The 22,253-nt window shown below is 62.8% G+C and carries 19 protein-coding genes and 3 rRNA genes; 16 read left to right on the top strand and 6 right to left on the bottom strand.

The window, feature by feature from the left end:
* Positions 1 to 62: 62 nt before the first annotated feature.
* Complete coding sequence (locus IDT60_RS19190) at positions 63 to 632, bottom strand: TetR/AcrR family transcriptional regulator (RefSeq protein WP_191080266.1); 570 nt, start codon at positions 630 to 632, stop codon at positions 63 to 65.
* The gene (locus IDT60_RS19185) at positions 629 to 2,602 is read right to left on the bottom strand and encodes an MFS transporter (protein ID WP_191080265.1); all 1,974 of its coding nucleotides are present in this window, start codon (positions 2,600 to 2,602) and stop codon (positions 629 to 631) included. The genes IDT60_RS19190 and IDT60_RS19185 overlap by 4 nt, the downstream gene beginning before the upstream one ends.
* A 205-nt stretch (positions 2,603 to 2,807) precedes the next feature.
* On the opposite strand from IDT60_RS19185, the gene IDT60_RS19180 reads away from it, so the two are divergent.
* The 6 genes from IDT60_RS19180 to IDT60_RS19155 all read left to right on the top strand — a co-directional run bounded on the left by IDT60_RS19180 (position 2,808) and on the right by IDT60_RS19155 (position 8,979).
* Complete coding sequence (locus IDT60_RS19180) at positions 2,808 to 3,899, top strand: iron-siderophore ABC transporter substrate-binding protein (protein ID WP_191080264.1); 1,092 nt, start codon at positions 2,808 to 2,810, stop codon at positions 3,897 to 3,899.
* 10 nt (positions 3,900 to 3,909) lie between these two features.
* A complete protein-coding gene (locus tag IDT60_RS19175; protein ID WP_191080263.1) occupies positions 3,910 to 5,016 on the top strand; it encodes an iron ABC transporter permease in 1,107 nt (368 codons plus the stop codon).
* A gap of 119 nt (positions 5,017 to 5,135) precedes the next feature.
* Positions 5,136 to 6,119, top strand: coding sequence for an iron chelate uptake ABC transporter family permease subunit (locus IDT60_RS19170; RefSeq protein WP_191082029.1), 984 nt, complete (start codon positions 5,136 to 5,138; stop codon positions 6,117 to 6,119).
* Position 6,120: 1 nt separating this feature from the next.
* Complete coding sequence (locus IDT60_RS19165; protein WP_191080262.1) at positions 6,121 to 6,936, top strand: ABC transporter ATP-binding protein; 816 nt, start codon at positions 6,121 to 6,123, stop codon at positions 6,934 to 6,936.
* Positions 6,933 to 7,988 carry a siderophore-interacting protein gene (locus tag IDT60_RS19160; protein WP_191080261.1) on the top strand — a complete coding sequence of 352 codons (1,056 nt, stop codon included), beginning with the start codon at positions 6,933 to 6,935 and terminating at the stop codon, positions 7,986 to 7,988. Before IDT60_RS19165 ends, IDT60_RS19160 begins: the two co-directional genes overlap by 4 nt.
* Before the next feature lie 148 nt (positions 7,989 to 8,136).
* Positions 8,137 to 8,979: an SGNH/GDSL hydrolase family protein gene (locus tag IDT60_RS19155; RefSeq protein ID WP_191080260.1), complete on the top strand. Its 843-nt coding sequence runs from the start codon at positions 8,137 to 8,139 to the stop codon at positions 8,977 to 8,979.
* Here IDT60_RS19155 and IDT60_RS19150 read toward each other — a convergent pair.
* Entirely contained in the window at positions 8,976 to 9,263 is a 288-nt protein-coding gene (locus IDT60_RS19150) for a YciI family protein (protein WP_164204153.1), read from the bottom strand. The genes IDT60_RS19155 and IDT60_RS19150 overlap by 4 nt on opposite strands.
* Positions 9,264 to 9,332: 69 nt before the next feature.
* On the opposite strand from IDT60_RS19150, the gene IDT60_RS19145 reads away from it, so the two are divergent.
* A complete protein-coding gene (locus IDT60_RS19145) occupies positions 9,333 to 9,824 on the top strand; it encodes a MarR family winged helix-turn-helix transcriptional regulator (protein WP_164204155.1) in 492 nt (163 codons plus the stop codon).
* Between the two features lie 2 nt (positions 9,825 to 9,826).
* Positions 9,827 to 10,588 (top strand): SGNH/GDSL hydrolase family protein, encoded by a 762-nt coding sequence (locus IDT60_RS19140; protein ID WP_191080259.1) that lies wholly within the window; start codon positions 9,827 to 9,829, stop codon positions 10,586 to 10,588.
* 18 nt (positions 10,589 to 10,606) lie between these two features.
* Here IDT60_RS19140 and IDT60_RS19135 read toward each other — a convergent pair whose 3' ends face one another.
* The 3 genes from IDT60_RS19135 to IDT60_RS19125 form a co-directional block, all read right to left on the bottom strand.
* On the bottom strand, positions 10,607 to 11,359 hold the full coding sequence (locus tag IDT60_RS19135; RefSeq protein WP_191082028.1) for an FAD:protein FMN transferase: 753 nt from the start codon (positions 11,357 to 11,359) through the stop codon (positions 10,607 to 10,609).
* Positions 11,360 to 11,423: 64 nt separating this feature from the next.
* Positions 11,424 to 11,939: an FMN-binding protein gene (locus tag IDT60_RS19130; RefSeq protein WP_191080258.1), complete on the bottom strand. Its 516-nt coding sequence runs from the start codon at positions 11,937 to 11,939 to the stop codon at positions 11,424 to 11,426.
* Complete coding sequence (locus IDT60_RS19125; protein WP_191080257.1) at positions 11,936 to 13,405, bottom strand: ferric reductase-like transmembrane domain-containing protein; 1,470 nt, start codon at positions 13,403 to 13,405, stop codon at positions 11,936 to 11,938. Before IDT60_RS19125 ends, IDT60_RS19130 begins: the two co-directional genes overlap by 4 nt.
* 328 nt (positions 13,406 to 13,733) lie before the next feature.
* On the opposite strand from IDT60_RS19125, the gene rpmB reads away from it, so the two are divergent.
* The 8 genes from rpmB (at position 13,734) to IDT60_RS23605 (ending at position 21,797) form a co-directional block, all read left to right on the top strand.
* On the top strand, positions 13,734 to 13,970 hold the full coding sequence (gene rpmB / locus IDT60_RS19120) for a 50S ribosomal protein L28 (protein ID WP_011693744.1): 237 nt from the start codon (positions 13,734 to 13,736) through the stop codon (positions 13,968 to 13,970).
* Positions 13,970 to 14,137 carry a 50S ribosomal protein L33 gene (gene rpmG / locus IDT60_RS19115; RefSeq protein WP_164204159.1) on the top strand — a complete coding sequence of 56 codons (168 nt, stop codon included), beginning with the start codon at positions 13,970 to 13,972 and terminating at the stop codon, positions 14,135 to 14,137. The genes rpmB and rpmG overlap by 1 nt, the downstream gene beginning before the upstream one ends.
* A 3-nt stretch (positions 14,138 to 14,140) precedes the next feature.
* The gene (gene rpsN, locus IDT60_RS19110) at positions 14,141 to 14,446 is read left to right on the top strand and encodes a 30S ribosomal protein S14 (RefSeq protein ID WP_164204161.1); all 306 of its coding nucleotides are present in this window, start codon (positions 14,141 to 14,143) and stop codon (positions 14,444 to 14,446) included.
* A gap of 677 nt (positions 14,447 to 15,123) precedes the next feature.
* Positions 15,124 to 16,647: ribosomal RNA gene (locus IDT60_RS19105) — 16S ribosomal RNA — on the top strand.
* A 499-nt stretch (positions 16,648 to 17,146) separates the two neighbouring features.
* A 23S ribosomal RNA gene (locus IDT60_RS19100) occupies positions 17,147 to 20,285 on the top strand.
* A 236-nt stretch (positions 20,286 to 20,521) separates the two neighbouring features.
* A 5S ribosomal RNA gene (gene rrf, locus IDT60_RS19095) occupies positions 20,522 to 20,638 on the top strand.
* Together the 16S, 23S and 5S rRNA genes form the textbook arrangement of a ribosomal RNA operon.
* A gap of 304 nt (positions 20,639 to 20,942) precedes the next feature.
* Complete coding sequence (locus tag IDT60_RS23610; protein WP_370590706.1) at positions 20,943 to 21,386, top strand: hypothetical protein; 444 nt, start codon at positions 20,943 to 20,945, stop codon at positions 21,384 to 21,386.
* A 72-nt stretch (positions 21,387 to 21,458) separates the two neighbouring features.
* Positions 21,459 to 21,797 (top strand): transposase, encoded by a 339-nt coding sequence (locus tag IDT60_RS23605; protein WP_191080255.1) that lies wholly within the window; start codon positions 21,459 to 21,461, stop codon positions 21,795 to 21,797.
* Positions 21,798 to 22,253: the final 456 nt, after the last annotated feature.

The following is a 22,253-nucleotide window of genomic DNA, read 5'->3' as shown; positions in this document are numbered from 1 at the left end:
GGAATTTCCCACATTAACTGAGAGAGCGTCGGTGTTTTAAGCGCATTAAGTGAGATAGCGTTTCAGGGGTTGGAGGTGGGGGCAGGGGCCGTGGGGGTGGTGCAGGCATCGATCTGGGTCTGGACAATTTCCCCATAGTGCGCCACCAGGTCATCAAAGTCCCAGCTGGCGAAGAGGTTCAGGGTGCGGACGGTCTCGCCGAAGCCCGTCATCAGGGCGGTCACGGTCGAGGCGTAGCGGCGGTCCGGCGTTGTGTCACCGATCAGCCGGGCGATGGCGGTGACGTAGCGTTCGCGGATGTCAGCCCGGGCGGCTTCGGGGTCGGGGGAGTCCAGTACGGCGAACGGAATGATGGCCCACGGCTCCTGGACGCCGCGTTCCCGGCGCATCAGCACCCGGAACACGAGGGCCCTGCCGAGTTCCGGCGTCGGGACCTCCAACTCGGCGAGCAGCGACTCGTCCGGCTGCACGGCGGCGTACAGCTTTTCCTTGGACAGGAACAGCTTCATGACCAGGGCGGCGGAAACACCGGCGTCCGCCGCGATGTCCCGGACGGTCACGGCCCGGTATCCGCGTTCACCGAAGAGGCGCCCGGCGGACTGGAGGATCGCGTCGTGGCTGGGGCTGCTCACGCTCCCACCCGCTCGCCGGAGGTTTCCTCCACGGGCGGAGCGGCGAAGTCCAGCGTCACCGAACGGTTGTCGACAGCGAGCTTCCGCGCCACCGCCTGAAGTGTTGCGGGGTGAAGCATTGTCACGACGTAGCGTCCGGCGAGGGGCAGGGGAAAAGCGTATATCCCGTTGTCGTCCGTCCGGGTGGTGGCCAGATGCTCGCCGCTGGCTTCCAGGAGCGTCACCATGGCGCCGGCAACCGGCGTGCCGCCGGCTACAACGGAGCCGCCGAGCTCCAGGCGTTCCCGCAGCATGAAGTTCTGTGTGAGGGTGCGGCCGTCAAAGTCGAAGACTTCGGCCATGGGGGCCCACCCGCCCGCATTGGCCACCATAAGGTATTTCCCGGCGCCGGGCAGAGCCACGGAGTAGTTGCCCTCCGTGTCCACGCGGCTCCAGTCCACCGGATCGCCGTCGGTCCGGAGAACGGTGACGACGGCGGGGGTGAGGGGGCGGTGATCCGGCGCCAGGACGCGCCCCTGCACCACCAGTTCGGCGGCGCCGGCAACGGTTGCCGGCGGGCGGCGGACACCGGCGGCGCGGGGGATGAAGACGGCGGCCAGCATCGATGCTGCCGAAGCCGCGGCCGCCAGCCAGAAAATGTCCCGGAACGCGTCGAAGGACGGGAACCGGGCATCGCCCACCGCGATGGTGACCGAGGTGAAGACGGCGGCGATCGCCGCACTGGATGTTGAGGTGCCGATGGCACGGACCAGGCTGTTCAGGCCATTCGCGGACGCCGTCTCGGTGATGGGCACCGCGCCCATGATGAGGGTGGGCATCGCCGCGTAAGCGATGGCGGTGCCCACGCTCACCACGGTGGAACCGATGATGACCCAGGCGATGGAATCGTAGAAGAAGACGCGGCCCACATAGCCCACAATCATCACCAGCGCCCCTGCCATGAGCGCCGTCTTGCCGCCGAAGATCCGGATTATGCGTCCGGACAGCGGTGCGAACACCACCATCGCCAGCCCGGACGGGACCATGCACAACCCGGCGGTGATCACATTCAGTTCGAAGCCGTAGCCGGTGACGGCGGGAAGCTGGAGCTGCTGGGTGGTGAGGAGCATGTTGGCGAACATGGCGAAGCCGATCAGCAGCGAGGCCAGGTTGGTCATCAGTACGGGGCGGCGGGCAGAGGTCCGCAAGTCAACCATCGGCTGGCGGACTTTCAGTTCATACGGGACCCAGACGGCCAGAAGTATCGCAGCGGTCAGGAACAGCAGCAGGACGGGCTCGGATCCCCAGCCCCAGGAGCCGCCCTTGGAAATCGCCAGGAGCAGGGCTGCCAGCGCCGCAGACAGCACCAGGGCGCCTGCATAGTCGAAGCTTCCGCGCGTGCGGACCTTGGATTCCGGAACGATCAGCACCACGGCGAGGAGCAGCAGCACTCCCGCGCCAGCCGAGACCCAGAAGATCGAGGCCCAGCCAAGGCTTTCGTACAGAACTCCTGCCAGCGGCAGGCCCATGGCGCTGCCGATGCCCAGGGTGGCGCTCATGAGGGCTACCGCGGAGCCCATCTTCTCCTTGGGCAGTTCATCACGCATGATGCTGATGCCCACCGGGATCAAGGCCGAGGAGAACCCCTGGAGTGCCCGGCCGATGATCAGCCACACGAAGGCCCCGCCAACGGCTGCCATGACGGATCCCGCCACCATGATGGCGAGGCACACCACCATCATTTTGCGCTTTCCGTACATGTCCGCACTGCGGGACACAATCGGCGTTGCCACGGCGCTGGACAGGAGGGTGGCGGTCACCAGCCAGGAGGCGTCGTCGGCCGTGACGCCCAGGATCCCGGGGAAGTCCGGAAGGAGGGGCACCACCAGAGTCTGCATCAGCGCCACGAGCGTGCCACTGAGGGCCAGGACTGCGGTGATGGCGGACGGAGACGGGCGGCGTCGCGAGTCGGGGGCTTGGGAGCGCGGCATGTACTGCTTTCAGGGGTCAGGCGTGGATTGGGTGGGGTGAACGCACGTTTACCCGCTTCCAGTGAACCACCGTTCACCCCCCGCCAGCAATGTCGGGGTAGTGTTTATTGCGTCACAGGAGCAATTAGGCAACGCAAAGCTTTCGTAATAGCGAGCAGGCTAGGCTACCCTTACTTAGGATTGCATCATTCACCTAAGGAGTTCCGTGACTTCCCCCCTTTTCCGTGGCCCTGGCGCCACCCGCCGTACGCTGTTCAAGTCAGCCGGCAAGGCCACAGCGGTCCTGGCCGCCGCGGCGCTCACGCTCTCTGCCTGCTCCACCGGGCCCGCGGCCGGCACCCCTGACGCCAGCGCCTCCAGCTCAAGCAGCGCCCAGTTCCCCGTCACCATCAAGCACGTCTTCGGCGAGACCACCATCAAGGAACAGCCCACCCGCGTAGCCACCGTCTCCTGGGTCAATGACGACGTCGCCATTGCCCTCGGCGTTGTACCCGTGGGCGTCCCCAAGAACGAATGGGGCGGCAATGAACAGGGCTCCACGCCGTGGAAGGATGCGGCCCTGACAGAACTCGGCGCCGGCTTCGGCACGGAGAAGGCTCCGGTCCAGTACTCCGAGACGGACGGCATCAACTTCACCGAGATCGCCAAGCTCACCCCTGACGTCATCCTGGCCGCCTACTCGGGCCTGACCGAAGAGGACTACAAGAAGCTCAGCGAGATCGCCCCTGTGGTGGCCCACCCCGAGGTCGCGTACGGAACCTCCTGGCAGGACTCCACCTCCATCATCGGCAAGGCCCTGGGCAAGGATGCGGAGGCCACCAAACTGGTCTCCGACACCGAAGCCACCATCAAGGACAAGGTCTCCAAGTACCCGCAGATCGCCGGCAAGAGCTTCATCTACGGAAACCTCGAGCCAGCATCGGCTGAGGGCGTCAACGTCTACACCGCCAACGACAACCGCCCCCGTTTCCTGAGCGCGATCGGCATGAAGCTCGCTTCCGTTGTGGAGGAAAACTCGAAGGGTTCCAAGGAATTCTTCATCCCGTGGTCCGCCGAGAAGGCCAACGAACTGGACTCCGATATTTTCGTCACCTGGGTTCCGGATGCCGCCACCACCGATTCCATCAAGGCAGACCCGCTCCTCGGCCAGATCCCGGCCATCAAGGACGGCGCCCTCGTGGCTGATTCGGACAACACCCTGACGCTGTCCATCTCGGCATCCTCGCCGCTGAGCCTGCCGTGGTCACTGGACACGTTCCTGCCGCAGCTTGCCAGCGCAGCGGATGCAGTGAAGTAAGCACCGTCCCATGACGGAAAGTACGACGACGGCGGCCGCCCAGGGGCGAGGTCTCACCGCTTTGGCGTCGCCAAAGCGCCGGGATCTCACCTCTCGAAACCCCGACGCCGCCCGCCCGCGCTCCCGGGGCAGGCAGGCAGCCTGGCTGCTGGCCGCCGTCGTCGTACTTATTGTCCTGACCGCCGCTTCGTTGGTCATCGGCGCCCGGGGACTTTCCCTCGCCACGGTGTGGCAGGCCCTCACCCAGTTCGACCCCGCCAACGGCGACCATGCGGTGGTTCACGCCCGCATTCCGCGCACTATCCTCGGGATCCTTGCCGGCGGTGCCCTGGGCCTCGCGGGCGCTGCCATGCAGGGCGTCGCCCGCAACCCCCTGGCTGACCCCGGCATCATGGGCGTCAACGCCGGAGCTGCGCTGGCCGTGGTTACCGGCATCTACCTTTTTGGCGTCACCTCCCTCAGCGGCTACATCTGGTTTGCCTTCATTGGCGCCGCAGCAGCCGCCGTTGCGGTGTACCTCATCGCCTCGATGGGCCGGGACGGAGCGACGCCGGTCAAGCTGGCCCTCGCCGGGGCGGCGCTGAACGCCGGACTTTATTCGCTGATGAGCGTCATTCTCGTCTCCAGCCAGGACACCTACGACCGCTTCCGCTTTTGGCAGGTGGGCGGGATAGCAGGCCGTGACTGGGCCGTCGTCCTTCCGGGCCTGCCATTCCTTGCCCTTGGTGCCCTCATCATTCTTTGCACCGGCCGAATCCTCAACAGCCTGGCACTCGGTGATGACATCGCCCGAGGCCTCGGCCAGCGCGTGGGCCTCTCACGAGGCTTGACCGCCCTGGGCATCGTCCTGCTGTGCGGTTCAGCCACCGCGCTGGCCGGCCCGATCGGCTTCATCGGCCTGGTGATCCCACATGCGGTCCGGTCACTCACCGGCCCCGACTACCGCTGGATCCTGCCGTTCTCCCTCGTCCTGGCACCGGCACTGCTGCTTGGCGCGGACATCATCGGCCGCGTGGTCCTGCTTCCGGGCGAAGTTCCGGCCGGCATCATGACGGCACTGGTTGGCGCGCCCGTCTTCGTCTGGCTGATCCGCCGGGGCAAGGGGGTTGGCCTGTGAAGACCCTCAACGCTCCCGCCGGGCTGCCGCGTGACGGCCACCCAACGCGCAAACACTGGCGCGAACTGCCGTCCCGCGTACTGACCCGGACCGCGCTCCTCGGCTTCGCCGTCGTCGTGATGTTTGCCGTCTATGTCCTGCTCGGCAGCTACACCGTGACCATCCCCGACTTCTTCACAATCCTGATCGCCCACCTCAACGGCGGCGAAAGAATCCCCGGCGCCAGCTTCATCGTGATGGAGAACAAGCTGCCCCGTGCGGTCATCGGCATCCTGATCGGCGCCGGATTCGGCCTGTCCGGCGGTCTGTTCCAGACCATGCTCCGCAACCCCCTGGCCAGTCCGGATGTGATCGGCATCAGTTACGGTGCCAGCGCCGCGGCCGTCACCGCCATCGTGGTCTTCGGCGCCACCGGTCCGGCCGTGTCCGGGGCGGCACTCGGCGGCGCGCTGGGCATTGCCGCCCTCATCTACGCCATCTCCCGCGGGCCTGCGCTGGGGTCAGGCGGCGGCAACCGTGGAAACGCTGCCGGGAACAGGCTCATCCTGGCGGGTGTGGGCATCGCCGCCGCCCTGCACGCCGTGGTCAACTTCCTCATGACCCGCGCGGACATCCGCACGGCAGCCGACGCACTTGTGTGGCTTAACGGGTCCCTTAATTCAGCCAACTGGGAACGCGCAGGCCTGCTGGCACTGGCACTTTTGGTCCTGGTCCCTGCGGTCATCACCCTGGCTGGCCCGCTCCGCATCCTGGAACTGGGCGATGACGCTGCGGCCGGCCTGGGCATCCGTGTCGGGTTCACCCGCCTCGCCGTGGTGATCACCGCCGTCGGGCTTGCAGCGGTGGCGACGGCGGCAGCCGGCCCGGTCTCGTTCGTCGCCTTCCTCTCCGGTCCCATAGCCCGGCGCTTCACCCGGAAAGCCAGCCTCCCGGCGTCGGCATTTGTCGGTGCGCTGATTGTCCTCGCGGCCGACTACTTCGCGGCCAATGTTGCCCCCTTGCTGCTGGACGGCACCGTGCTGCCCGTCGGCGTCATTACCGGCGCCCTGGGTGCCCCCTTCCTGCTGTGGCTCCTGGTCACGGCCAACCGAAAGGATGCCTGACATGGCCGTTCTCAAGGCTCAGGACCTCACGCTGAAGTACGATCAGCGCTGCGTTGTGGAAGGGCTCACCGCGGAGATCCCGGAGGGCAAGGTGACCATGATCGTGGGCGCCAACGCCTGCGGGAAGTCCACGCTGCTCCGCGGCCTGTCCCGCCTGCTCAAACCCGCAGCCGGCGCCGTGACCCTTGACGGCAAGGACATCCACTCCCGCCCGGCCCGGGAACTGGCCCGCACTCTTGGCCTCCTCCCGCAGCACCCCACCGCGCCGGACGGCATCACCGTCCGTGACCTCGTGGGACGCGGGCGGTACCCGCACCAGGGCTTCTTCCGCAGCTGGAGCCCGGACGACGACGCGGCGGTGCACCGAGCGCTCGAAAGCACCGAAACGCTGGAACTCGCTGACCGCAACGTGGACGAACTCTCCGGCGGCCAGCGGCAGCGCGTGTGGATTGCCATGGCCCTGGCCCAGGAAACCGACGTCCTGCTGCTGGACGAACCCACCACGTACCTTGACCTGGCCCACCAGGTGGAAGTCCTGGACCTGGTCACGGACCTGAACCGCAAGCGCGGCACCACGGTGGCGATCGTCCTGCACGACCTGAACCTGGCCGCACGCTACGCGGACCACGTCATCGCCATGAAAGCCGGCGGGATCGTGGCCCTCGGCGCCCCCGGAAAAGTTGTTACCGAAAAGCTGGTCCTGGACGTCTTCGGACTCGAGTCCAGGGTCATCCCCGATCCCGTGTCCGGAACCCCGCTGATCATTCCCATCGGCCGCCACCACACCACCGCCAACGAACTGGAGCTCGTTTCATGAAGACCCGCGAAACTGCCGCCGCAAAGACCATGAACACCGAGCCCATGACCCTCGCTTTTGAAGTGACGGTTTCCTCGGTGGAGGAGCTCAGCCCCAACTTCCGACGCATCACCTTCGGCGGCTACTCACTGCGCGACTTCGGCGTTTCCGGAGACACGCAGGACCTGCGGATCAAACTGATGATCCCCTCGCTTGACGGCTCCGGCCAGCAGATCCCGCTGCCCGCCTTCGATATGAATGCCTCCGGCTGGTACCAGGCATGGCTCGCGATGGACCCCGCCCTCCGCGGTTCGATGCGCACCTACACGGTTCGCCGCGAACGCCTGGATGCGGTCTACCCGGAAATCGACGTGGACTTCGTGATGCACTTCGACGCCGATGGCCACGGCGGGCCGGCCGCCAATTGGGCGCAGACGGCCAAACCCGGTGATGCGCTCACCGTCATCGGACCCAACAACCGTGCCGCACAGTGCCAAACCGCCGAAACGTACGGCGGCATCGAATGGCGTCCGGGCCTGGCCCAGCGGGTGCTGCTCGCCGGCGACGAAACCGCCGTTCCCGCCATCTCCGCCATCCTTGAGAGCCTGCCGTCCTATATGAGCGGCCACGCCTTCCTGGAGGTCCCGGAGGCCGGTGACTTCCTGGATCTCAAGACCGACGCCGACATCGAGATCACCTGGCTTGCCCGCGGCGCGGCCATCGGCCGCTCACGCCCGCACGGCGAGCTGCTGCAGCAGGCCGTGCAGAGGGCGGTGCCGGTGCCCGGCTGGGTAGGCATCAAAGCGGCCGACGGCGGTGCGGGCCCCGAGCCCGAGGACGTCAACGTGGACGTGGACATCCTCTGGGAGACTCCCGCGCGGATGGAGACGGCCGAGATCGAGGCCAGCCGAAACCCCGCCCTGCCCGCCGGTGCCATGCCCTTCTACGCCTGGATCGCCGGCGAAGCCGCCGTCATCAAGGACATGCGCCGGTACCTCGTACGCGACGTCGGCATTGACCGGAAGCAGGTCGCGTTCATGGGCTACTGGCGCAAGGGGAAGGCCGAGGGCTGAGTCTTCCAGGAACGGAGGGGGCGCATCCTCGGCGTGCTCGCTCGTTCCTCGCTTAGACGCACGCTGCCGGATGCCTCCCCTCCGTCCAGTCACCTTGCATTCACCTCACCTTTCCCTGGCCGCTTTTTCGGATAGTTAGGGTGGCCGGGTGGTTGGTGATCCTTTGTTGCCCCAAAGCGGGCGGCGCGTCTTCGTAGCCCTGGGGGATTCCTTTACCGAGGGCGTCGGGGACCGGGATGAGCGGCTGCCCAACGGCGTGCGTGGCTGGGCCGACCGGGTGGCTGAGAAGCTGGCAAAGGCCGAGCCGGGCTGGGAGTACGCCAACCTGGCCATCCGGAGCAAACGCCTGCGCCACATCTCGGGCGAACAGCTGGAACCGGCGCTGGCCATGAGACCGGCACTGATCACCCTTTACGCCGGCGGCAACGATCTCCTCGACATCGGCACGGACATGGCCGTCCTGATGGATGAGTACGAAGACCTCGTGGCGCGGCTTGCCGGGAGCGGAGCCACGCTGGTCCTGTTCACGGGCTTCGACGTCAAGGTGTCGGCAGTGCTGGAGCTGCTCAAGAAGCGGAACACCATCTACAACCAGCGGGTCCGGGAGATCGCCGTTAAGTACGGGGCTGTCCTCGTGGACTACTGGTGCCTGGACGCCTTCCATGACCGGCGGATGTGGGATTCGGACCGGCTCCACATGTCCAAGGCGGGCCACAAGTACCTCGCCGGGCAGGTGTTGGACCACTTGGGGGTGCCGCACAAGATCCGGCCCAAGGAATGGGACCCGCCGGCGAGGCTGAGCCTGCGCGAGTGGGAGCAGCGGCAGCGGCGGTGGGTGAGTGACTGGGTGCTGCCACTCTTCGGCCGCAAGATCAGGGGAATCACGCTGGGGGATGCGCTGAGCCCACGCTGGCCCGAGCCCGTCAAGGTACCGCGGAAAGGCGGCCTCAGGAAGTTGGCCGAGAAACGCGCAAAGGCGAAAAAGACCTAGGTGTCCAGCAGGTTCTCATAGCCCTCCGCCACAGTGGTGGCAGTGAACTCGATGACCTCGAACTCGGCCACGCCGTTGCTGTAGAAAGGGTCCTTGGCCAAAGCCGCATCAAGGGTGGCCCGGTCCGCCTTGGACAACAGCACACCGCCAACGGCTGGAACTAAACGTCCGGACGCGAGGAAGACGCCGTCGTCGAACGCCTGTTTAACCCAGGCCATGTGCGCGGGGCGGTGATAATCGACGATGTCTTCGGGCACCTTGTAGGTCAGCGACACAACAAACATAGGGCCAGCCTACCCGTGCCCGCGCGGGGCACTTGAACCGTCAAGGAGTTTGTCTCCTAGACTGGACCCATGACCGAACCGCGCTGGCTCAACGCCGATGAACGCCGTGCCTGGCTGGCGATCCTGAGCATCAACACACTGCTTCCCGCCGCACTGGACAGCCAGCTCCACACTGCCGGCAAAGTGTCGCTGTTCGACTACAACGTCATGGCCATGCTGTCAGAGGCAGAGGGCCATTTCCTCCCCATGAGCCAACTGGCAGCCCGCACCAGTTCCTCGCTGTCCCGGCTTTCGCACGTCGTGTCCAAGCTGGAAAAGCGCGGCTGGCTGGAGCGGCGCCCGCATCCGCGTGATGCGCGTGTCACCACGGCGCACCTGTCCGACGTCGGGATGGCCACTCTGGTGGAACTCGCACCGGGGCACGTGGAGGCAGTCCGCACCAAGTTTCTGGACGCCCTCACCGACCGTGATGTCAACGACCTGGCCCGCATCAGCGAGAAAATCGTTGCGCGCCTGGACGAGGACCATTGGATCCTCCGCGAAAAGGACGGCCAGGCCTAGGCATGGACTTTTCCACCCGCTATGTAGCCCTCGGTGATTCGTTCACGGAGGGCGTCGGCGATGATGACCCCGGGCGCCCCAACGGGCTGCGCGGCTGGGCCGACCGTGTGGCGGAGCAGTTGGGCGCGGCGGATCCCGCCTTCGGCTACGCCAATTTGGCTATCCGCGGCAGGAAGCTCCGCCAGATCATGGCAGAGCAGGTGGACGCCGCCGTCGAACTTAACCCCACCCTGGTGACCATTTACGCTGGTGCCAACGACATCCTGCGGCCCAGGATCGACATCGATGACCTGCTGACTGAGTACGACGCCGGCATCCGCAAACTGACCGCAACCGGTGCCACCGTCGTGATGTTCACGGGTTTCGACGCCCGCGGTTCCAAGGTGTTCAGCACCATGCGCGGCCGCACTGCCATCTACAACGAGCTGGTCCGCGGCATCGCCGGTGACCACGGTGCGCTGCTGGTGGACTACTGGCGGTTCAGCGAGTACTACGACTGGGGCATGTGGGCCAAGGACCGGATGCACATGTCCGCAGCCGGGCACGCCAACATGGCCAAGCGGGTACTGACTGTGCTGGAACACGACCACTCGATCGATGTCCCGCCCATGACCCCGGTACCGGAACTCAGCCGCGCCGAAGCCATTCGCGCAAACGCCCGGTGGGTCCGCGAATTCGCCGGCCCGTGGGTGGTCCGCCGCGTCACCGGCAGGTCCTCCGGCGATGGACTATCACCGAAGTATCCCCAACTCACACGCCTCTGAAGTGAAAGTCCTGGCAGGTTACTGACCGCGGAAGTCCGGAGTCCCCAGCAGGGCACCGTCCGGGCCCACTGCCAGGACGGCGATGTCCCAGTGGGCCGTGGCCCTGTCCAGCATGGGTAGGCCACCTGCAACGATCGCCGTGGCCAGGACGTCGGCTGTCTCCATGTCCGCAGCGGCAACCGACACCTGGACAAAGGCCTTCTTTTTCGAGGTGCCACTCCAAATGTGGTCCCCCCGCTCAGCGGAACCCGACGTCGCCAGCGCCGCGTGCCGCCGTCGTCCGCCCAGGGGGTAGCCGGCGAGCAGAACGCCGCGGTCAGCGGGATCCACGATCCCGGCCTCCCACGGCTCTGCGGTTCCCGGCGCGGGAGAGCCGCTGACCAGGACGTCCCCGCCTGCGTTCAGGCACCAGTCCGGGCGTCCGAGCGCCAGCAGCGACGCACCCGCCTCGTGGATCGCGTACGCCTTGATGAGCCCGGAAAGGTCCAGCGCACCGTCCGGTCTTTCCGGCGTGAACGCGCCTTCGGTGCGGAGCCGCCACTCCAGCGCGTCCTCGTACCGTCTGCGCATACCGGCCGACGCATCGCGCAGCGACAGCTCGCCGCGCGCCAGGCGGCTCGCCTCCGAATCCGTGCGGTACAGGCTGAACGTCTGATCCAGTTCACCGAAAATGCGTTCGACGACGGCGGTGGCCCTTGGAGGCTCATCCTCGGCTGAGGCGCCTCCTGCGGATGCGTCCACCGGCATGGTCAGGCTGACCACCGTGCCCATGCTGCGGAATGTCCCGGCCTTCAGGCGCGGCCTCGGGTGCGGGGGCTCAGCCGAGGATGAGCTCTCAAAGGTTCGCGGCATCGATGGCTGCCTGTAGGGACGAGAGGTACGCGTTGCTGGTGACAGTGGCGCCGCTGATGGTCTTGACCTGCGCAGACTGTGCAGCCAGGACCTCACTTCGCAGCAGCGGGGCGGCCCGGTTGCTGATCTGAATGGATTTACGGTCGTCGTCGGTCAGCTGAAGGGCAGTGACCTCAGTGATCTTTCCGGCGTTGACCGCGATCTGAACCTGCACTGCGCCGAACCTTGTTTGCACCACCGATCCTGTGTACGTTCCTGCAGCGGATGCGCTGCTGGAGGAGCCGGAGTCCGCGGGAGAACCAGAGGGGCCCGACGTACCGGAGGATGCCGCACCGCTGGAGGGCGCGGCACCGCCGGTGGGCGCGGCACCGCCGGTGCCTGCCGCCGTCGTACTGCTGGTGGTGGTGCTGACGCCCGCGACCTGGGTGCCGGCCTGCCAGCCGGCCACGAGGATCCCGGCGGAGGCGATTGCTGCGGATAAAGCTCCCCGTGCTTTCACCAGTCGAACCTTTCGTGATGGATTTGGTCCGTCCCGACGCCGGCAGCGTGGGTAGCGGAGATGACGTTGCGGGCCCAGGCTTGCGGCCCGCAGATGTAGACGTCCGAATCAGCAATGTCCGGTGCGTACGAGGCCACGTTGTAGCCGGCGCGGACGGCATCCTCGGGCAACCAGCTGTTGGTGTCCCACTGAACGCGCGGACCGGTCAGATGGAACAGCCTGGCACCGCGGTCCTCACAGAGTTCGAGGATCTCGGAGCCCAGATAGAGCTCCTGTTCGCTGTGCCCGCGCAGCAGGATGGTGGCGTTCCCGGGGGCGAATGGCGTGCTTTCCAGCAGGGCGCGCAGCGGGGTGATGCCAATGCCCGCTCCGATCATCACCACCTTTTCCCTGGTGCGCGCAGCTGTGCCGAACATTCCGTACGGTCCTTCCACGGCCACCTTCGTGCCCGGCCGCAGTCTCATGAGTCGGGCCGAGCCGCGGCCAAGGTTCCGGACCGTGATGCGGAGGGCTGACTTGCCGTCCCGCCCCGGCGCCAGCGGTTCGGCTGACAGGCTGAAGGGGTGCGGATGCCACCAGAAGCCCGGGGCGAGGAAGCGCCAGACGAGGAACCGTCCGCCGTTCCCGGCGAGCCTGTCAAGGTCCCGGCCGGTCATCTCAATGTTCACGACGCCAGGGGCCACACCGGTCACCCGGCTGACGGTGAGCTGGTGCCGGCACGTGGCCATCAGGGGCCGTGCAACACGGTAGTAGAGGAGGGCCGCGCCGGTTGCGGTGCAGACTGCCAGCCAGTACCACCGCTGCCAGGTTCCCTCGGCGAACAACCCGCCCACGCTGAACTGGTGGGGGAGGGAACTGCCGACGGCGGCATACGTCAGCAGGTGGACGACGTACCAGAATTCGTAGGGGAAACGGCGTCGGACGGCCACGAGCGAGGTGATCACCACACCGATGAACAGGCCGATGGAGACAAAGGCCAGCCACATGTCCGGAACCAGCGTCCACAAAGCAACCGACTCACTGACGGGGTCCAGCCCTTCTGCCATGCCGTACCCCGCGGCGAGCAGCAGCCCATGCGCCAGAAGCAGGTACAACGATGGTTTGCCCAGCCTGCGGTGGAATTCCAGGGCGCGATCATGGCCGAAGGTTCGGTCCACCACCGGGATCCTGGCCGCCAGGAGGAGCATCAGCAGGACAACGTCCATGCCGGCCAACCCCGCCACGATGCCCGCGGCGGTCACCGCGGAAGCGGGCGAATTGATTACTGTTGCGCCGCCGTCGGCCAACCACAATGCCACGGCGGCTGCCACGGAACTGCAGGCGATGACGGTCAGGGCATCGGCGCGGAGCGTCCGCTGCCGGTGCTGCCGCGCGAACCGGCCCGGAGCGGGACGTCCGGCGGAGAACGGCTCTGTGTGGCCGGAACGGCTTAGCGCCGGATTGGCCGGCTGGAGCTGTGTCTTCATGCTTCAACGATGGGCACCGAAGCTTTCATTCAGCTGTGAAAATAGCGGTCCGCCAGCTATGAATGCCTGGCACCAGCGCCGGCTACCTTATACACCGTCCGAGCCAGGATTGGTCTTTAATTGCGTGAACTCGTAGACTTGGTAGGCGCTAAGTGCGCGGAGCGTGCGCAATTGCTCCGGTGGCCCGGTAAATTTCTCCAGGGTAGCCGGTAGTTAGGGGCTCAAGTTGCGTGACTAACCGTTCACCCTGATCATTTTGGGTCGCACTCAGACGCATGATCCTGCAGCAGATATGCGGATCATTACTTTCAATTCTTGAGGAGAAGTCATGGCAGCACACTGCCAAGTGACCGGAGCCGAGCCGGGCTTTGGGCACAGCATTTCGCACTCGCACCGCCGCAACAAGCGTCGGTTCGATCCGAACATTCAGAAGAAGCGCTACTGGGTTCCGTCCCTGCGCCGTAACGTCACGCTGCAGGTTTCTGCTCGTGGCATCAAGACCATCGACGTACGCGGCATCGACGTTGTCGTCGCCGCAATCCTGGCTCGTGGGGTGAAGCTCTAGTGGCTAAGGACAAGGACGTACGTCCGATCATCAAGCTCAAGTCGACTGCGGGCACGGGTTACACCTACGTAACGCGTAAGAACCGTCGTAACAACCCGGACCGTATGGTTCTGAAGAAGTACGACCCCAAGATCCGCCAGCACGTCGAATTCCGAGAGGAGCGCTAAACCATGGCTAAGAAGTCCAAGATTGCTCGCAATGAGCAGCGCAAGGTCATCGTTGAGCGTTACGCTGCAAAGCGCCTCGAGCTGAAGAAGGCCCTGGTTGACCCCAACTCAACCGACGAAGCACGCGAAGCTGCACGCCTCGGCCTGCAGAAGCTGCCCCGCAACGCGTCCCCGATCCGTCTGCGTAACCGCGACATCATCGACGGCCGTCCCCGCGGTACCTTCCAGAAGTTCGGTATCTCCCGTGTTCGCTTCCGCGACATGGCTCACCGTGGTGAGCTCCCGGGCATCACCAAGTCTTCCTGGTAATCCAGCACCGCTGATTCCAGCTGCTTGAGAAGGGCCGGCAACCGCTTGGTTGCCGGCCCTTCTGCTTTTAACCGCCGCAAGTGCATTTGCTCCGGATTGTCGGGATCCATGCCTGTGCTGCACCACACAAAGGGAATGCACGACGGCGGCGCCTATCCTGGGTGCCTAGTGACCGCATCTTCCGCGGAATCACGGGGAACAGGACCTCTGCCGGGGATGATTTGCGGTGGGGCGCCAGCGGGTGTATTGTTTTCTAAGTCGCCGCAGGGAGACAGCGAAGAGCTGGTAACCGCGGATGGCAAAAACCCCCAAATTCAAGACCAAATTCTGGTAGTTCTTTCGAGCGCTTCAGATTGGGTTGAGAATGTGTTTTCCGCTGATGCGGGTCCTGAAAGATGGATTTGCATCGCAGCGAGGAACCGGGTAAGTTTGAAAAGTTGCTCCGGAGCGATCCACGGCTGTTTAGTGCTGGTGGTGGTGCCGGGTGTGTCTGTTGTTTGAGAACTCAATAGTGTGCCAAGTTTGTTGATACCAATTTATTGTATTGAATTGGTTGAATTTGCCGGGTCATGCCGCCCCTGTGGTGTGGTCTGGTTTTTACAGCTGGTTTCAAATTTTGCAGTGCGGTTGCCGCGTTATTTCCGTGGTTTCTGTGTTGTGTTCGTTTTTGTTTTACTTCAACGGAGAGTTTGATCCTGGCTCAGGATGAACGCTGGCGGCGTGCTTAACACATGCAAGTCGAACGATGAACCTCACTTGTGGGGGGATTAGTGGCGAACGGGTGAGTAACACGTGAGTAACCTGCCCTTGACTCTGGGATAAGCCTGGGAAACTGGGTCTAATACCGGATATGACTCCTCATCGCATGGTGGGGGGTGGAAAGCTTTTTGTGGTTTTGGATGGACTCGCGGCCTATCAGCTTGTTGGTGAGGTAATGGCTCACCAAGGCGACGACGGGTAGCCGGCCTGAGAGGGTGACCGGCCACACTGGGACTGAGACACGGCCCAGACTCCTACGGGAGGCAGCAGTGGGGAATATTGCACAATGGGCGAAAGCCTGATGCAGCGACGCCGCGTGAGGGATGACGGCCTTCGGGTTGTAAACCTCTTTCAGTAGGGAAGAAGCGAAAGTGACGGTACCTGCAGAAGAAGCGCCGGCTAACTACGTGCCAGCAGCCGCGGTAATACGTAGGGCGCAAGCGTTATCCGGAATTATTGGGCGTAAAGAGCTCGTAGGCGGTTTGTCGCGTCTGCCGTGAAAGTCCGGGGCTCAACTCCGGATCTGCGGTGGGTACGGGCAGACTAGAGTGATGTAGGGGAGACTGGAATTCCTGGTGTAGCGGTGAAATGCGCAGATATCAGGAGGAACACCGATGGCGAAGGCAGGTCTCTGGGCATTAACTGACGCTGAGGAGCGAAAGCATGGGGAGCGAACAGGATTAGATACCCTGGTAGTCCATGCCGTAAACGTTGGGCACTAGGTGTGGGGGACATTCCACGTTTTCCGCGCCGTAGCTAACGCATTAAGTGCCCCGCCTGGGGAGTACGGCCGCAAGGCTAAAACTCAAAGGAATTGACGGGGGCCCGCACAAGCGGCGGAGCATGCGGATTAATTCGATGCAACGCGAAGAACCTTACCAAGGCTTGACATGGACTGGAAATACCTGGAAACAGGTGCCCCGCTTGCGGTCGGTTCACAGGTGGTGCATGGTTGTCGTCAGCTCGTGTCGTGAGATGTTGGGTTAAGTCCCGCAACGAGCGCAACCCTCGTTCTATGTTGCCAGCGCGTTATGGCGGGGACTCATAGGAGACTGCCGGGGTCAACTCGGAGGAAGGTGGGGACGACGTCAAATCATCATGCCCCTTATGTCTTGGGCTTCACGCATGCTACAATGGCCGGTACAAAGGGTTGCGATACTGTGAGGTGGAGCTAATCCCAAAAAGCCGGTCTCAGTTCGGATTGGGGTCTGCAACTCGACCCCATGAAGTCGGAGTCGCTAGTAATCGCAGATCAGCAACGCTGCGGTGAATACGTTCCCGGGCCTTGTACACACCGCCCGTCAAGTCACGAAAGTTGGTAACACCCGAAGCCGGTGGCCTAACCCCTTACGGGGAGGGAGCTGTCGAAGGTGGGACTGGCGATTGGGACTAAGTCGTAACAAGGTAGCCGTACCGGAAGGTGCGGCTGGATCACCTCCTTTCTAAGGAGCACCTACAGTCACCGTGCCTCACGTTATGTGAGTGTGGCGGGGTTGTCAGGAGTATATGCCCGTTGCGCAGACGTAAGTTCTGCGGCGGGTGCTCACGGGTGGAATATCAACAAATAGCGGCCGCGTGTTTCTTCTTCTTGCCTAGTACGGATAGTCTCTTCGGATGCCTGTCCTGGAACGGTGCGGGAGCGGGGGTGGGTGGTTTAGTGTTTGGCACACTGTTGGGTCCTGAGGCAACAGGGCCGGGGTTCTTCCCTTGGGGAGGGTTCCGGGTTTGTTTGTTTCTGGTTTCCTGGCTGCATCGATCGCGCACGTTTGTGTGTGTGGGGTGTGTGGTTTGGGGTTGTTGTTTGAGAACTACATAGTGGACGCGAGCATCTTTTATAAGAAGCAATTTCCAAGAATATGAACCTGGATCTGTTGTTCTGTCTTTCGGGATGGAGTGATGGTTTTCATGGTTCTCTCGTGAAGTAGTTTTTTGATCTTTTGTGGTCAAGTTTTTAAGAGCACACGGTGGATGCCTTGGCATTAGGAGCCGAAGAAGGACGTAGGAATCTGCGATAAGCCTGGGGGAGTCGATAACCGGACTGTGATCCCAGGGTGTCCGAATGGGGAAACCCCGCCAGGGGAGCGATCTGCCTGGTGACCCGCATCTGAACACATAGGGTGCGTGGAGGGAACGCGGGGAAGTGAAACATCTCAGTACCCGCAGGAAGAGAAAACAATAGTGATTCCGTTAGTAGTGGCGAGCGAACGCGGATCAGGCTAAACCGTTCCATGTGTGATAGCCGGCGGGCGTTGCATGGTCGGGGTTGTGGGACTTTCCATACTGTCTCTGCCGGGACAGTGAGGTGTGATGTGCAGGCATAGGTGAACGGTCTTGAAAGGCCGGCCAGAGAGGGTGTGAGCCCCGTAACCGAAATGTTTTGTGCCGCCTGGAGAGTATCCCAAGTAGCACGGGGCCCGAGAAATCCCGTGCGAATCTGTCAGGACCACCTGATAAGCCTAAATACTCCCTAATGACCGATAGCGGACCAGTACCGTGAGGGAAAGGTGAAAAGTACCCCGGGAGGGGAGTGAAACAGTACCTGAAACCGTGTGCTTACAATCCGTCGGAGCCAGTCTGATTCTGGTGACGGCGTGCCTTTTGAAGAATGAGCCTGCGAGTTAGTGTTACGTCGCGAGGTTAACCCGTGTGGGGAAGCCGTAGCGAAAGCGAGTCTGAATAGGGCGTTGCAGTGGCGTGATCTAGACCCGAAGCGAAGTGATCTACCCATGGCCAGGTTGAAGCGACGGTAAGACGTCGTGGAGGACCGAACCCACTTCAGTTGAAAATGGAGGGGATGAGCTGTGGGTAGGGGTGAAAGGCCAATCAAACTTCGTGATAGCTGGTTCTCCCCGAAATGCATTTAGGTGCAGCGTTGCGTGTTTCTTGCTGGAGGTAGAGCTACTGGATGGCTAATGGGCCCTACAAGGTTACTGACGTCAGCCAAACTCCGAATGCCGGTAAGTGAGAGCGCAGCAGTGAGACTGTGGGGGATAAGCTTCATAGTCGAGAGGGAAACAGCCCAGACCACCAACTAAGGCCCCTAAGCGTGTGCTAAGTGGGAAAGGATGTGGAGTTGCGAAGACAACCAGGAGGTTGGCTTAGAAGCAGCCATCCTTAAAAGAGTGCGTAATAGCTCACTGGTCAAGTGATTCCGCGCCGACAATGTAGCGGGGCTCAAGTACACCGCCGAAGTTGTGGATTTCAAATATTAGCCAAGCCGCTCCCTTGTGGGGTTGGTTCAGGCGTTTGGAGTGGTAGGGGAGCGTCGTGTGGGCAGTGAAGTCGCGGTGTAAACCAGCGGTGGAGCCTACACGAGTGAGAATGCAGGCATGAGTAGCGAAAGACGGGTGAGAAACCCGTCCGCCGAATGATCAAGGGTTCCAGGGTCAAGCTAATCTGCCCTGGGTAAGTCGGGACCTAAGGCGAGGCCGACAGGCGTAGTCGATGGACAACGGGTTGATATTCCCGTACCGGCGAAAAACCGTCCATGTTGAACAGGGGATACTAACCGCCCGAAACCTGCCTGACCGCCCTTGTGGTGGAAGGGTTTTGGTGGAGCGCGGGACCTGATCCTGGGAGGCAAGCGTATTAACAGGTGTGACGCAGGAAGGTAGCCAAGCCGGGCGATGGTTGTCCCGGTCTAAGGATGTAGGGCGAACGGTAGGCAAATCCGCTGTTCATGATGCCTGAGATCTGATGGGACCCCCGTGAGGGGGGATTTGGTGATCCTATGCTGCCGAGAAAAGCATCGACGCGAGGTTTTAGCCGCCCGTACCCCAAACCGACACAGGTGATCAGGTAGAGAATACTAAGGCGATCGAGAGAATTATGGTTAAGGAACTCGGCAAAATGCCCCCGTAACTTCGGGAGAAGGGGGGCCCCAACCTTGAACACCACGCGCTGGTGGGAGGGGATCGGGGCCGCAGAGACCAGGGGGAAGCGACTGTTTACTAAAAACACAGGTCCGTGCGAAGTCGCAAGACGATGTATACGGACTGACTCCTGCCCGGTGCTGGAAGGTTAAGAGGACCGGTTAGCCGTTCGCGGCGAAGCTGAGAATTTAAGCCCCAGTAAACGGCGGTGGTAACTATAACCATCCTAAGGTAGCGAAATTCCTTGTCGGGTAAGTTCCGACCTGCACGAATGGAGTAACGACTTCCCCGCTGTCTCAACCATAAACTCGGCGAAATTGCAGTACGAGTAAAGATGCTCGTTACGCGCAGCAGGACGGAAAGACCCCGAGACCTTTACTATAGTTTGGTATTGGTGTTCGGAGTGGCTTGTGTAGGATAGGTGGGAGACGTTGAAGCCCGGACGCCAGTTCGGGTGGAGTCATCGTTGAAATACCACTCTGGTCACTTTGGACATCTAACTTCGGCCCGTAATCCGGGTCAGGGACAGTGCCTGATGGGTAGTTTAACTGGGGCGGTTGCCTCCTAAAAAGTAACGGAGGCGCCCAAAGGTTCCCTCAGCCTGGTTGGCAATCAGGTGTCGAGTGTAAGTGCACAAGGGAGCTTGACTGTGAGAGAGACATCTCGAGCAGGGACGAAAGTCGGGACTAGTGATCCGGCGGTACATTGTGGAATGGCCGTCGCTCAACGGATAAAAGGTACCTCGGGGATAACAGGCTGATCTTGCCCAAGAGTCCATATCGACGGCATGGTTTGGCACCTCGATGTCGGCTCGTCGCATCCTGGGGCTGGAGTAGGTCCCAAGGGTTGGGCTGTTCGCCCATTAAAGCGGTACGCGAGCTGGGTTTAGAACGTCGTGAGACAGTTCGGTCCCTATCCGCTGCGCGCGCAGGAAATTTGAGAAGGGCTGTCCTTAGTACGAGAGGACCGGGACGGACGAACCTCTGGTGTGTCAGTTGTACTGCCAAGTGCACCGCTGATTAGCTACGTTCGGATGGGATAACCGCTGAAAGCATCTAAGCGGGAAGCTCGCTTCGAGATGAGATTTCCATACACCTTGTGTGTGAGAGGCCCCCAGCCAGACCACTGGGTTGATAGGCCGGATGTGGAAGCGAGGACTAACGACTCGTGAAGCTGACCGGTACTAATAGGCCGATAACTTACACCACACACTCTCCTCGTGAACGGATTCAAAAGACGTTCACACCCATGGGGAGAGTACAAAGATAACAAGACTGCTTGCGTCCACTATGTGGTTCCCAAACAACAAACCCATTTGTTGCAGGGAACAAAAAACACAACACAATAATCAACACCACACCTGCCCTCACCGGCAGGAAGCATGTTGTAACCACAGATTTCCCACCCCGCCCGGCACAGCCAGGACAGGGTGCGGAGCAAGGGTTACGGCGGTCATAGCGTGGGGGAAACGCCCGGTCCCATTCCGAACCCGGAAGCTAAGACCCACAGCGCCGATGGTACTGCACCCGGGAGGGTGTGGGAGAGTAGGTCACCGCCGGAACACCATTAGGTCGAGACCCCCCAACACACGTGTCGGGGGGTCTCCCACATTTAACCACCACACCAAAAAACCGGCCAAACCAAGCCCACCTGCAACGCTCTCTCACTTAACGCGCGAAAACCGCTGACCCTCTCTCACTCAACGCGGGCAAAACCCCGAGGTGCACAGGCCTAGTGCCCCACACCCACAGCACCGCCGTCGAACATTTAGCCGGTACCGCTCGGCCAGGTCATACGGGCAGATCGTGACAGCGTTTTGACGACATGTCCGGAGCCATAATCGGTCATTGCATCGGAGCAGTGCCTTGAGAGGGGACGGATGTTGCCTCCATCATCGACGGCACGTTACCCACCCGCTGGAGATCGGCTGCTTCGAGGGCAACAAGGCCGAAACCGCGACCATCGTCCCGATCATCAAGCAGTTCCAAGCCCGCCACGGCTTGGCCGACATGGTCGTTGTCGCCGATGCCGGCATGCTCTCAGCGGGCAACCTGCGCGAGCTGGACGAGGCGAACCTGCGGTTCATCGTCGGCTCCCGGATGACGAAAGCGCCGAATGACCTGGCCTCGCATTTCCGCTGGCACGGCGACGCGTTCAGCGCCGGGCAACTGATCGACACACAACTCCCAGGACCGGCCATACGAACGAGAACCACCCGACCTGCGCGCAGAACCCGTCTGGGACCCTGCCGCGCACCCCGGCTCCTGGCGGGCAGTTCGGGCGTACTCCCGCAAACGGGCCGTCCATGACAACACCCCGCTCACGGCCCAGGAGAACCGGGCCCGCGAGGTCATCGAGGGACAGAAATCAGCCCGGACCCCATGGTTCGTCAGTACCGCCGGCGGGAAACCGAGCCTGGACGAAGCCTCACAGCGCGTGCCCGGCAATTCGTCGGGCTGAAAGGCTACGTGACGAACATCGCCGCAAACATCATGGCCGCAGGGGAAGTCATCGGCTCCTACCACGACCGGTGGCACGTCGAGCAGTCGTTCCGGATGAGCAAGACAGACTTGCGGGCCGGACCCATGTTCCACCGCACCCGCGACGCTATCGAGGCGCACCTGACCACCGTTTTCACCGCGATTGCGGTCTCCCGGACTGTCCAGAACAAGACAGGCCTGGCAGTTCGTAACGTCATCAAACAACTCAGGTCCCTGTGATCAGCGACCATCGCCATCAACGGCGCCAACCAGGCATTTTGCCCGGGACATCGCCGCCGAGCACCAGGCCATTCTCGACGCCCTCCACAACCCGAAACTCACGCGCTAAGCAAATGAGCCAAGTCAGGTCGAAGACTTAGCCAGTACCGCTCGGCCAGGTCATGCAGGCAGGTCGTGACAGCGTCTATCTTGACGACATGTGCGGAGCCACAATCGGTCGTGGCATCGGAGCGGTGCCTTGATAGCGGACGGATGTTGCCGCCGTCATCGACGGCGCGTGCCCAAGCCCAAGGTACCTAACGGTGGCTACATCGTTCTCGAACGCCCCTCGCGGGAGCTGCAGTCGGTTGGGCCGCGAAGATCGCCGTCGCCTGCCGATGCCCGCCAGAGCTCCGACAGTTCCAGTACGACCCGGCCAGCTGCGGCGGGCAACTATCACCCGGCACCCCGCGCGTT

The organism is Pseudarthrobacter sp. BIM B-2242 (assembly GCF_014764445.1).
Taxonomy (GTDB): Bacteria; Actinomycetota; Actinomycetes; order Actinomycetales; family Micrococcaceae; genus Arthrobacter; species Arthrobacter luteus_A.
The sequence above is the reverse complement of the archived record's forward strand: the minus strand, read 5'-3'. Positions and strand labels throughout refer to the sequence as shown.